This window comes from Neochlamydia sp. AcF65, from assembly GCF_018342435.1.
Lineage (GTDB): Bacteria > Chlamydiota > Chlamydiia > Chlamydiales > Parachlamydiaceae > Neochlamydia.
In genome coordinates this window covers 33,137-45,029 of the sequence record NZ_JAEMUE010000046.1, presented here as the reverse complement: position 1 = coordinate 45,029, position 11,893 = coordinate 33,137, and the positions used below count along the sequence as shown (strand labels likewise).

10 protein-coding genes are annotated in these 11,893 nt (G+C 36.6%); 5 read left to right on the top strand and 5 right to left on the bottom strand.

The window, feature by feature from the left end; all coding sequences use genetic code 11:
- Window positions 1-91: 91 nt before the first annotated feature.
- The 5 genes from NEOC65_RS05935 to NEOC65_RS05915 all read right to left on the bottom strand — a co-directional run bounded on the left by NEOC65_RS05935 (window position 92) and on the right by NEOC65_RS05915 (window position 6,743).
- Complete coding sequence (locus tag NEOC65_RS05935) at window positions 92-1,738, bottom strand: diphosphate--fructose-6-phosphate 1-phosphotransferase (protein WP_166157437.1); 1,647 nt, start codon at window positions 1,736-1,738, stop codon at window positions 92-94.
- Between the two features lie 35 nt (window positions 1,739-1,773).
- Window positions 1,774-2,568 carry an alpha/beta hydrolase family protein gene (locus NEOC65_RS05930; protein ID WP_166157433.1) on the bottom strand — a complete coding sequence of 265 codons (795 nt, stop codon included), beginning with the start codon at window positions 2,566-2,568 and terminating at the stop codon, window positions 1,774-1,776.
- 888 nt (window positions 2,569-3,456) lie between these two features.
- The gene (locus tag NEOC65_RS05925) at window positions 3,457-3,633 is read right to left on the bottom strand and encodes a hypothetical protein (protein ID WP_166157430.1); all 177 of its coding nucleotides are present in this window, start codon (window positions 3,631-3,633) and stop codon (window positions 3,457-3,459) included.
- Window positions 3,634-3,649: 16 nt separating this feature from the next.
- Complete coding sequence (locus NEOC65_RS05920; protein WP_213156028.1) at window positions 3,650-5,071, bottom strand: lipase maturation factor family protein; 1,422 nt, start codon at window positions 5,069-5,071, stop codon at window positions 3,650-3,652.
- 1,387 nt (window positions 5,072-6,458) lie between these two features.
- A complete protein-coding gene (locus NEOC65_RS05915; RefSeq protein WP_166157424.1) occupies window positions 6,459-6,743 on the bottom strand; it encodes a DUF167 domain-containing protein in 285 nt (94 codons plus the stop codon).
- A 95-nt stretch (window positions 6,744-6,838) separates the two neighbouring features.
- Here NEOC65_RS05915 and NEOC65_RS05910 point away from each other — a divergent pair, with 95 nt between their 5' ends.
- From NEOC65_RS05910 to NEOC65_RS05890, 5 genes are all read left to right on the top strand, one after another.
- Entirely contained in the window at window positions 6,839-7,366 is a 528-nt protein-coding gene (locus NEOC65_RS05910; RefSeq protein ID WP_213156027.1) for an HdeD family acid-resistance protein, read from the top strand.
- Between the two features lie 486 nt (window positions 7,367-7,852).
- Window positions 7,853-8,707, top strand: coding sequence for a DNA-formamidopyrimidine glycosylase (gene mutM / locus NEOC65_RS05905; RefSeq protein WP_166157418.1), 855 nt, complete (start codon window positions 7,853-7,855; stop codon window positions 8,705-8,707).
- Window positions 8,688-9,296 carry an HAD family hydrolase gene (locus NEOC65_RS05900; RefSeq protein WP_166157415.1) on the top strand — a complete coding sequence of 203 codons (609 nt, stop codon included), beginning with the start codon at window positions 8,688-8,690 and terminating at the stop codon, window positions 9,294-9,296. The genes mutM and NEOC65_RS05900 overlap by 20 nt, the downstream gene beginning before the upstream one ends.
- Window positions 9,297-9,497: 201 nt before the next feature.
- On the top strand, window positions 9,498-10,037 hold the full coding sequence (locus NEOC65_RS05895; RefSeq protein ID WP_166157412.1) for a carboxymuconolactone decarboxylase family protein: 540 nt from the start codon (window positions 9,498-9,500) through the stop codon (window positions 10,035-10,037).
- A 631-nt stretch (window positions 10,038-10,668) separates the two neighbouring features.
- Entirely contained in the window at window positions 10,669-11,856 is a 1,188-nt protein-coding gene (locus NEOC65_RS05890) for a glycine C-acetyltransferase (RefSeq protein WP_213150899.1), read from the top strand.
- The last annotated feature ends 37 nt before the right edge of the window (window positions 11,857-11,893 follow it).

Genomic DNA, 11,893 nt, shown 5'->3' with positions numbered 1-11,893 from the left:
GTCCACTCCCCCTCCATTAAAAGGAGTGGCTTCAAGATGCTTACACAAGCGATTGTTTAAAAACATAAGAGCAATGAAGCTTGCCTATCTGTTATTTTTGGTTCATTAGAGTAAAAGGCTTGCTAGGGGTTATTTCCTCAGGGCCAAAAAACTGCATAGGGCCAGGACTAATATAATCATCATTTAAGCGCCATTTGACTCTCTCTTGCTTAAAATAATTAAATATAGGGCTTGTTAACTCAACTAATGCTTTTTTAATCACCGGCTTAGCTTTGCCATGGCGTTCTTCTAAGTGAATCATAGAAACAAGAGGCACACCAGAAAGTTCCCAATTTTCTATAGGCTCATTCAATTTTTGTATGCATGCCATATAGCCAGTTGCCCCCGCCTGAATCAATAATGTGGCTAGATGACCTAAAGTATAACAATATTGGCTATCAAAATTAGAAGGTAAGCAAGCGCGACCTTCATAACCACAAAAGAGAGGCTGAGGATTAAATTTTACCACGAAAGAATCTTGGGCTAAGCGTTTAGTTAGCTCTTGGCGGACAGTTTCAATAAGAAGACGTTCGGTATCAATTTTAGTTACTTGTACATTGCCATGAGGGTCACGATCCAACAATAGCTGCATTTGAATATCTTCGGGTAAAGTTTGTAAGCTTTGCTGGGCTTTTAAAGAAAGAAAAGATTTAATATAATTAATTTTTTCTTGATTAGGTATTAAAGCTTCAATTTTTTTAGCATATGTTTGCTCTGCGCTTAAAAGTGCATTCAATTCTTTGATTAGGATCTTGCATTCGGGGATAAATTCAATAAGCCCTTCAGGAATCAATATGGCGCCATAGTTTTTACCTATTCTAGCCCGTTCCATTATTAAGTTCGCTATTAGGTGAGTAATATCTTGAAGAGTCCATCCTTGCGCTTCAACTTCTTCTCCAATAAGAGCCAAATTGGGGTGGGTGTTCAGGGCCACTTCCAGCACAATATGGGAAGCTGTTCGCCCCATAAGCTTGATAAAAAATGTATATTTTTCTGCCGATAAAGCATCGATAAGAATATTTCCTACAAATTCAGAATATGTTTTAGTGGCCGAATCAAATCCAAAAGAAAGTTCAATAAATTCATTCTTTAGATCTCCATCAATTGTCTTGGGTACCCCAATTACTTTAGTAGCCATTCCCTGGCTTAAAAAATACTCTGCAAGCAAAGCTGCATTGGTATTAGAGTCATCACCACCCACGATAACCAAACCATCAAGCTTTAACTCTTTTACAGTTTGGGCAGCCGCTAAAAATTGCTCGGAAGTTTCTATCTTTGTTCTACCTGCTCCAATTAAATTAAAGCCTCCTTGATTACGATAAGAAGCTAACATTTCTGCATTAATTTCTATATATTTATTTTTAATAATACCTGCTGGTCCCCCTAAAAAACCAAAGAGCTGGCTATCGACATGTAATTTTTTTAAAGAATCGAATAACCCAGAGGCAATATTATGCCCCCCGGCTGCTTGCCCTCCAGAAAACACAAAGCCTATACGCATAGGAAATTGTTTTTGAATTTGGCTCTTTACGACTTTTAAGGGAGGTTGCTGGTAAGTATGAGGAAAGAGATTAACTAGGGCTGAATCTTTCCCCACTAAATTGCCTGTAGAAACAAGAGCAAGCGAATGGAGGTCATCTAATAAAGGGGGTAACAAAGGTTGATATTCCATGCGGACTTTCTGTAAGGTGCTAGGCATAAAATCTCCTGCTCTATAGATTGCTATTTGTTTCTTCACAAGGTGGCTTTAAACCAATTGACTGTCTCAGCAATAACTGACTCTTGATCATTTTTACGGGTAAAATGATGGTCCCCTTCTGGTATTTTTATAAATTTAGAGGTTGCTCGCGCAGTTGAACGTTTATTTTCGTATAGGCTTGCATGATCTATTTTAACCACGCTATCTTTTAGTCCATGGATATGCAGCAAAGGCACATCGGCTAAGGCCTCTAAGGTAGATGCTAGATTAACATTGAAAAACTCCTCAAAAAATATGGGGCTACCTTGCTGCCCCTCAATGCTTAGCAATTGCTCACGCACCTTTGCAGGTGTATGAACATCATGGAAAATGCGCCAGGCCTCTTGCCACTGTTCGGTGTTATATAGAGGAGCCCATAAAGCAAGGCTTTTAATGTTTTTATGCGAGTGCGCTGCCATGAGAGCTATAGCCGCGCCGAAAGAGCGGCCCAGAACACCTAGACGATAAGGATCAATACGAACATGCTTTTGTAAATAGCTTAAACTTGTGCATGCATCTTTCAACAATCCTTTCACGCTCGCTTCGCAAAAATCTCCATCGCTATCCCCACAACCCCGAAAGTCTATACGAAGGGATGCTATTCCCCTCTTTGCTAATTCTTTAGCTAAAGTGACAGCGGTCCGAAAACGTCCTATCTTATTCCCTGCTAAGCCATGACACATTAAAACACCAGGAACTTTCTCTTCCTGTAAAGGAAGGTGTAAAACACCAAAGAGCTTGTATCCTTCCACTTCAAGAACGATAGCTTCTTTCTCCTCAACTCTTTCCATCGAAATCTTTCCTTTACACTTAAGTCTGTTAAAAGCTAAGCTCCAAAAGCTATGGCTTATATTTCAATTAACTAATTACAGTGCATAGCCCCTATAATAATTTCCTAGCGATATTGGCAGGCAAGATGCAGATGCATAGCCTACCTGTCTATTAGATAGCTTTAGTAAGGCCCCTAACATATTGCCTTTAATGCGTACCAAAGTAATGAAAGGTAGATATGCTTTAGAAGCTAAACCTCTTGCTTCTTCTTAAGCAATCTGATTTAATTTTAATTGCGCGCTTCAACAGCTAGTTCTTTTTCTTTTCTATTCACTTTGGCAATTAAATTGTCTTCAAATGTTTTATATATTACGTCTATAAACCGTGCTGTCAACAAAAAGTTGCAATTATGATCTCTAGCGGATCAAATGGAGAGCTAGAAGCTCTATAAATAAGCATGATAAAAAACTTTGCTGTAACTAGATTTCTTCATTTTAACTATAGATGAGGCCTTAAATCTAGCGAGCTAGAAATAGAAATTGCTTTATTATACGCTTTGAAAAAACTTAGTCTGCATAATCACCCTCTGAAGCATGCCTCTCTACTTAGTTCGAGGGGTTTTTATAAAGTACAGGGCTGCATAAGGAGTATCTCAAAAGCGTATTATTTTTTGTTGTCAATAGAGCACGCTCATCTATAGATATCAGCAAAATCCTATTTGTTCTCCGCCTTGGAAAAAATGGTGCATTAAGGGAGGATTATTCGTTAATTAATCGATTTAGTAAATCTCTGTTTAAAGGACCCGTTAAGCATATTCTTTGGGAGGCTTGTTAACGCTGTTAATACTTTTTACAGCTTAATCTACATCCAGCATGGCTTTGTAAGCCACATCTTCTTTTTTAAAATATTCAAAGCATTTTATGAGTAGTAGAAGAGGCATTTAAGAGCCGATCAAACAATTTTTTTTCAACGGCATAAATTTTTTCCACATTAGTTAGTCTATCTAATCTATTTTTTACGCATGTATCGTGGCTAAAAGTTCTTTTGTTAGTACTACCTATGCTATTTTCTTTTGTATATTCCACGCAGCCTTCCTATATTTTAACTTTTACTCACAGGAGGCAAATAAATGCCTACATACTTACGCTTCCACCAATTGCCTGACTCTTTTTTCTCTTGAGAGGTTGTAAAATGGTATTCATAGAGATTAGCCCGCATATATGTAGGAGGCTTATCAGGAAAAGGATTATTTTTCATCAATTTTACAACTTCTGGTGAATTCTCCATTAACCGATAGATAAAACGTGTAAACCAGGGATTGTGTTTAACTTCTCCATGAGCAGCAAACCAAAGCTGCCAGTCTAATCGCGGCTGATAAGGCGCTGCCTGGCGAGGAGGAATTTTAAGATCCCCAGGCTTCCATTTAAATTCATATGTTTTCCATATCCTACCATCCTCACTTCCTTCCACTTCAATTTCATAACGCTGAGTAGCTATACGTGAAAACAGGCCATATTTATTGACAAGATAAAATGGACTTATTATTGCAAAAACCCGCTCTACGGAAGGTAAAGAGCGAAAAAGCTGGACGAGTTGGAAAAAATTTAGCACGATTAAAGAGATGGCCAAGATAGAGACTAAAAGAGAAGTAGATAGTTCTCTTGGAGAATTAGAAAGCGGAAGGAACGGTTGCAACCAGGGCAAATAATTATCTTCCAAAAGTACAAAACTAAGAGCAATAGTAAGCCCATTAAAAAAAGTAAAATTACCTGTTAAGGTGAGAATCGATTGGAACAACATAAGGATAAGAAAAGTATAAGCCCTTAATTCTGGATGAGTAAAAATAAAGAAAGGTAAAATAATTTCAAATAAAAAGACAGCAAGCGTGGATAGTTGTGCAAACCATTTGGGTTGATGATGAAAGAAATAAGCTATTTTATTAGGAAGCGGCTGTGTTTCATAATGATATTGCATGGCAGATAGATTTCTCCATTCCTGGCTCCCTAATAGAAATTTTGCTATCCCTGAAGAAAACATTATACGAAAAAGAATAATCCACAATAAGAATACAGCAATAGGTAAAGGAGGCGATTGTAAAGATAAGAGGAAACCGGCAAACCCTACTTCTATCAATAAAACATCCCATTGAAAAGACAAAAAATAAAGTGAAGGAGAGACATAAGATAAATATAATAAACAAAGAATAAAGAGCATCCAGCTAACAGCAACCCCACAAAGCACTAAGCTTGCTCCTATTATTCCTACTAAGGCCACCCCCTTTAACATTTTGTCCTCCGTATTTATCCAAAATATGGAAGGTGTTCTTAAGTAGTGCGTATACGTTTTGCTCCTTCGCATCCCGTTGAAAATCTCCTGCATAGGAAGTATGCCTTTAGCGCCATATAAACCTTTCACTTGAATAAACAAGGACCAGAAAGCAAGGAAATAGCATAAGCCTAACAATTTGATAAATACCCACTGCCCTGCTATAAAAGTAGCATTTGACTCTATAAAATTTTGCATATATCAGCTTAAGGTGTTAATTATAAATTATTTATTAGTAAACTTCCTAAATAATCTGCTCTAATAAACAAGTGAATTTTTTGTTAAGTCTTTTTTATATTCTTTAATTTCTTTAAAATTTTATCTTCCTTAGCAGGCTATAGCTCTGCTATCATTCATGAAAGGAGATAATAATTTTAACTTTTCCTTCCCTAGCTAGGTCATTATCCTTATAGAATTTAGGTCTCCTCACAAAGCAGCTTGTTACAACATTTCTAGCTAGCTTTAGCGGCTGTAAATTTGTTGATGCTATTAGCTAATTTTTAAGCAATCATGCCGAATTTCGTCTTTAACCTTCACTCTTACATCCTTTAAAGAATTAAACCTTAATCCTCGTTTTTATAAAGCACAAGCATCCTCCCTCTCATCTCCAAGAGATGCTCTTTTTTTTGTGCAAGCGCTTAATTCAATAAGCTTAAGAAACATCTTTACTATAAAGAGAAAAGCAGCGTTTTTTTCCAGGCAAAAGAAAGTATACTTGAATTTTCTTTAAAAATTCTTATAACACCCCCTACGCTTATGTGCCGAGAGAGTCTAAGAATCTACGCTCGAAGTTCTCGTTAAAAACCATGTTCTTTCTGGCTCAGTTTATGGATGGAGCTGGCCCGCTACTTTTAATCCCCAAGTTTGCTCTTCTTGGATTATTAATCTATAAGAAATACTCTAAGCTTAAATGATTTTCATGTTTACATAGCCTCAAGGGATTAAAAGAGGATGAAAGCATAAAAAGCTAGCAAAACTTAACGCCTATAAATAGCTTTAACAAATCCATAGTTCTAGCAAATTACAGGAGAAGAGAGCTGAGAATCTCATAAGTGCTTTCTTTACTAAGCTCTCCTCTCCCCCTATCCATTCTCGCGTAAAGCTCCCTATATAGAAGGCAAACATTTCAGTTTCCTGCTAAAAATTGATAAGGGGCTGTATAAGTATTACGCCTCCATTGAGCCCAACCTATCATCTTTAATTCATTTGCCATGATATAAGCATGCTTTCTTATCCGTACTGGCTTAAGAAAAATTCTGTAAGCAAGCATAGCTCCACGTTTAGTTCTCTATACACTATATGGCTTAATTGATTGAGTATAATTTTTTTATTCTTTATCCAATTTGTATGTAGAGAAAACAAATTACACCTTAAGTGCTTTATCATGAGCATAATCTAACTAATAAAAAAGCTATAAGTCCTGCGAGAAGCAAGCTGCGCTGAAACAAAAGAAATCAAGCTAATATTAGAATTTAGAAATATTCCTCCATTCTTACCAATTTTATAGATGAAAGTAACATAAGTGCTGATAAGGAAAAATGGTGAAAAATTACCAAGTAAATGCATATCTTGCTAGAGCAAAATATTATTTAAACATTAAAATATGATGAAGCATTTGAGAGGAAAGCCCTTCAATACGAACGATTTTTAGGCGCGCGGTTTTTCCTTGCACAATTTGCAATGAAGTTTTAGGGATGCCTAAAGTTATGGAAAGAAGCCTAAGCAGCTCATCGTTCGCTAGCCCTTTTTCAGGGATAGCGGAAAGACGTATTCTGAGGCGATCATTTTCCCAGCCTGTAATCTCGCTCTTTTTGGCTTTTAAAACGACTTTAATAGGCAGATAGATGTGACTTGAATTATTTTTAAACATATTGAATATATTTTACTTATTATCCGTTTATATATTAATCTTAAAAGATAACCATAATGTTTCTATCATGTTGATAGATAAGGAGGTTTTTTCCCATGAATATTTTACAAAAGTATCGCATAGCTTTTATTGTGGAAAGCATTTGGTTAATTATTTTAGGAACAATAGCTATTACGGCCCCTTTCATAGCAACCTTAAGCATTGAATTGATGGTAGGGGGAATTATCCTTTTAGGAGGGAGTGCTCAGCTTTATAAATCTTTTAAAACTATACATGAACCGGGGGGAGCTTTATCGTTAGCCAGCGCAATTATCTCGATGTTAGTGGGTGCTTTCATGCTTATCTATCCTATGGCAGGTATACAAACCCTTACTCTATTAACTACCATCTTTTTTTTGGCTGAAGGCATCACTAAAATAAGGATTAGCCTTGAAATAAAAGGCACACCCAATTGGGGGTGGTTACTTTCTAGCGGAATTATTGCCCTTTTGATGGCAGGCATTATTCTCTCAGGTTGGCCTGAGACTTCTCTATGGATAATTGGGCCATTGGTAGGAATTAATATGACTTTGTTTGGATTTTCACTCTTAGCCCTTGCTATTCACATTCCTACCAATGAGTGATAAAGCCGTGCTGCTTCTATATTGAGCCGCATTAAAGCAATAAAAATTATAAAGGTGGATTTTAAAAAGAATTTAAAGAATTTTGCCTTCATGCTAGCCCCATGTGCTAGGTCAGCCTAAAATATAAATAAAAAAACTTTGTCCAGTTTTATTAAACTATTTTTAAAAAATAATTTACCCCAGCCGAGTTAAAAAAGTTTAAGAAAACGCCTTTGTTTTTTACCTTTCCATTTGCTTATCTGGCAAAAAGTAATATGATTGCTGATCGAGTAACCCTTAAAAATTTGATTTTATGCCTATTCTTCCTTTATAAATGCTAAAAGCTTCCTTCCTCTTCTAGAGCTTTTAAAAATTCTTAAACCTAATCCTGCTATTTAGCTTGCTTGCCCGTAAATACTCAGCTGCAATAAAAAAAGATTTGCCAGACTATTTAGCCATCTAATATACTCAATTTTTATCCATATCATTCTAGCTTATAGCTTAAATATGCCTGAGCTTCCAGAAGTAGAAACTATCGTACGAGAACTTATCGCGACTGGCTTAGTCGGTAAACAAATTGCAACTGTCTATGTGCAGTGGCCTAAAATAATTGATACCTCGGATGATAAGGTATTTATACATCAAATCCAAGGGCAGTCTATTAATCATTTAGAGAGACGTGGAAAGTATTTGGTATTTACTTTGTCGCAAAGTACTTTGTTCGTACACCTGCGCATGACTGGTAAATTCGAATGGCTCGCCAGCCCGCTACCTATTAAAAAGCATGAACATATACGTATAGTCTTTACGGATGGAACCATCCTACGTTATGAAGACCCCAGAAAATTTGGTCGGTGGTCTCTGTATATTGATCCCCTGGAAAAATTAAGCAGGCTTGGGTTAGAACCTCTCTCCTCTAACTTTACCTGCTCAGCATTAACTTCTATGCTGCAAAAGTATGCTTCTCAAATTAAACCCTTTCTTCTTAATCAAAAGCATATTGTAGGGCTAGGAAATATATATGTTGACGAAGCTTTATGGGAAGCTAAAATAAATCCCCAACGATTGACTAATTCTTTAACTAAAAAGGAGATAAAAGCGTTACACCGAGCCATTCAAAATGTGCTAAACAAAGGGATTAAAAACAAAGGGACAAGTTTAGGTGTAGGAATAGGTAACTACTATAGTGTTAGTGGAAAAAGAGGCGGCCATCAGCATCATTTAAATGTTTTTCGTCAGCAGGGATTAGGCTGCTCAAGATGTGGCACACTTATCATTAAAATGGTGGTAGCTCAACGAGGAACTCATCTTTGCCCCACTTGCCAAAAGAGGGAGATTTTTAATGAAATCCAGCCTTTATAAACAAGTTATTTTTGATTTAGGAGGAGTGCTTTTTTATTGGAATCCTAAAGAAGTTTCACGCCTTCTTAAAGAAAAAGATCCTGATTTTCCTCTTCATATTGAGAAAATTGTTTACACCTCAACGTGGAGTGATTTAGACGCAGGAACCCTTTCTTTAGAGGAAGCTATGCAACAGCTTAGCACTTGCTACCCCCGTCACTATATTGAGCGTTTCGTTAGCCTTTCTTTAGAAAAGCTAGTGCCTCTAGAAAAAGGAATTAGCCTTTTAAAACAAGTTCAAGCCCAAAAAAAGCAAACTTTCATTCTATCTAACATTTCAGGGGAGTTTTTTAAGAAGATATCTATATACAAAAGCCTTTTAGATAGCTTTGATGGCGCCGTCTTCTCTTACGAAATCCATACTCTTAAGCCACAAAAAAAAATTTATCAAACTCTCCTGGATAAATATTTTCTAAAGCCAGAGGAGTGCCTATTTATTGATGATTCTTTAGCAAATGTTGCAGCTGCTCAGAAGATGGGTATGGATGCAATCATCTGTCAAGAGCACCAGTATGTGCATGACGAGCTCCTAAGACTAAAAGTTATTTAAATAAAAGCTCTACCGGTTAATTGTTACCCATGTTTTGTTAAAAGCAAACTTATAATAGCCATTTTGCTAACCAAAACTAACAAAAGCTTCTAGCGTCTAGCTGCTAATGTCTCATTAGCATTATAAGGAGTAAAAAAATCTTGTGTTAAACCTTGAGTTTCGTTAATTCTTTATTTTAACAGTTACCTAGGAGTAAAAGCTATGTTACGCGTCACCCCTGTTCTTCCTGAAAAAGCTGGACCTGAGCTTAAACCATTATATGAAGCCCTACAAAAAAAGATGGGTAGAGTGATTAATATTTTCCAGAATATGGGCAACTCCCCTTTAACCTTAAAAGCTTTTCTAGCTTTAAGCGAAGCTGCAGCCCAGACTCATTTATCTGCAAAAGTTAGAGAAGAGATAGCTTTAACTATTGGCCAAGCTAATCAATGTGAGTATTGCGTATCTGCACATACTCTTTCTGCTAAAGCGCACGGTCTTGCTGAGCAAGAGATATTGCTAGCGCGCAAGGGAGAGGCTCAAGAACCTAAAACAAAAGCCATCCTTAAATTTGTTAAAATAGTAGTAGAAAAAAGAGGTAAGGTTTCCGAAGAAGATGTTGTCGCCTTAAAAAATGAAGGTATTTCCGATCAGGAACTTATAGAAATTGTGCTTAATATTGCTGTTAACATGTTTACCAATTACTTTAATAATATTATCGGCACTCAAGTCGACTTCCCACAAGCTCCGCCTCTAAACTAGATATTCAAGGGCTTTCTAATGCAGAGAAATTATATGCCTTGGAAAGCCAACTTTTATCTAGCTAAACCCTTTAAGGCTCCAAAGCATAAGTATCTTGAGTTCTGCTGATAGGCTTTGATAGGAGTAATTTGAAATTTTTTTTATCTATGGCTAATTTTGCTTATTTTAAAAATATTATATTTAAAAGTACCCATGAGGCGAATTAAAAGCTTTGATATGAAAAAGTTTTTTAAGAAGAAGAGCTATAAATGATAAGCGCTCAAGGGAAGTAGAACTGCTTACTCTCTTGATAATCAGAATTTAATGGAAATTATAAAGTACAGCAAATAGAAAAAACAGCTATTTGCAAGCATTTTTAGCTTTGCAGATATCCGCAGAATTACCTCTAAAGCTGGGCCCACCCCGTGACCGTTTACTATAAAGGTAAGCATCAAAAAATTAGCTTATTAATAAAACGATCTTTTCCACAAGAGTTAAGGAAAGTAAATTTTTAAGCTTTTGACTCAAGTTAAGTATATTCCTGCCAGCCTCGCCTCTTTTTAATCTACCAACCCTCTTTATATTTCCACTTCTACGATCTGCTTGTCAGTAGATATATAGAAATGTTATTCTGTTAAAAACGGAGTACTTTATGAATAAATCTTTTCTAAAAAATCTCAAACAGCAAATTGAACAACTTAAAAACACGGGTCTCTACAAAAAAGAATCTGAAATTATTTCTCCTCAGCAAGCTACCATTACCCTAGCTGATGGGAATAAAGTGCTAAATCTTTGTGCCAATAACTACCTTGGCCTAGCTAATAATCAACAAATCATTAAGGCCGCTCAAGAAAGCTATGATAAATATGGATATGGTTTGTCTTCGGTACGTTTTATTTGTGGCACGCAAAGCGTACATCGTGCGCTGGAAAATAAAATTTCCCATTTTTTGAAAACCGAAGACACCATTCTTTATTCTTCATGTTTTGATGCCAATGGAGGCCTTTTTGAAACTCTTTTAGGTAGTGAAGATGCTGTTATTAGCGATGCTTTAAATCATGCTAGCATTATCGATGGAATAAGGCTTTGTAAAGCCAAACGTTTACGCTATCAAAACAATGATATAGAAGATCTAGAAAGACAATTAATAGAGGCTAAAGAGTGTCGATTTAAAATGATTGCTACCGATGGTGTATTTTCTATGGATGGCAGCATTGCTAACTTAAAAGCAATTTGCGATCTAGCAGACCAATATAATGCTATTGTTATGGTAGATGATTCGCATGCTGTAGGTTTCTTAGGGGAGAAAGGAGGCGGCACACCAGAACATTGCGAAGTTATCGGACGGGTAGATATTATTACCGGTACTTTGGGAAAAGCTTTAGGGGGTGCTTCGGGAGGCTACACTTCAGGACGCAAAGAAATTATTGAATGGTTAAGGCAGCGGTCACGACCTTATCTTTTTTCTAATACCCTAGCACCTGCAATTGCTTATGCTTCTATAAAATGCCTAGAAATCGTAGAAAATGGCCAAAACTTAAGGAGAAAATTAAAAGAGAATAGCCTCTATTTCCGCGAAAAAATGACAAAGTTAGGATTTAAGCTCTTACCTGGTGAACATCCTATTATTCCTGTCATGATAGGCGATGCAGTTTTAGCTCAGCAAATGGCTGCTCGTATGTTAGAGCAGGGCGTATATGTTATAGGGTTTTGCTATCCCGTGGTCCCGCAAGGCCAAGCACGTATACGTACGCAAATGTCAGCAGCTCACCATAAAGAAGAATTAGATATGGCCATACAAGCATTTGAAAATGTTGGCAAAGAATTTAAAATCATCTAACATCTCTGTCTTTTAAATTCATATATGTAAGGTCATC

Excerpts from the sequence above, each read along its gene's own strand:
- NEOC65_RS05910 (WP_213156027.1), top strand. The coding sequence starts at position 6,839 with ATGAATATTTTACAAAAGTATCGCATAGCTTTTATTGTGGAAAGCATT.
- NEOC65_RS05930 (WP_166157433.1), bottom strand. The coding sequence starts at position 2,568 with ATGGAAAGAGTTGAGGAGAAAGAAGCTATCGTTCTTGAAGTGGAAGGA.
- NEOC65_RS05920 (WP_213156028.1), bottom strand. The coding sequence starts at position 5,071 with ATGCAAAATTTTATAGAGTCAAATGCTACTTTTATAGCAGGGCAGTGG.
- NEOC65_RS05890 (WP_213150899.1), top strand. The coding sequence starts at position 10,669 with ATGAATAAATCTTTTCTAAAAAATCTCAAACAGCAAATTGAACAACTT.
- NEOC65_RS05900 (WP_166157415.1), top strand. The coding sequence starts at position 8,688 with ATGAAATCCAGCCTTTATAAACAAGTTATTTTTGATTTAGGAGGAGTG.
- NEOC65_RS05895 (WP_166157412.1), top strand. The coding sequence starts at position 9,498 with ATGTTACGCGTCACCCCTGTTCTTCCTGAAAAAGCTGGACCTGAGCTT.
- NEOC65_RS05935 (WP_166157437.1), bottom strand. The coding sequence starts at position 1,738 with ATGCCTAGCACCTTACAGAAAGTCCGCATGGAATATCAACCTTTGTTA.
- mutM (WP_166157418.1), top strand. The coding sequence starts at position 7,853 with ATGCCTGAGCTTCCAGAAGTAGAAACTATCGTACGAGAACTTATCGCG.
- NEOC65_RS05915 (WP_166157424.1), bottom strand. The coding sequence starts at position 6,743 with ATGTTTAAAAATAATTCAAGTCACATCTATCTGCCTATTAAAGTCGTT.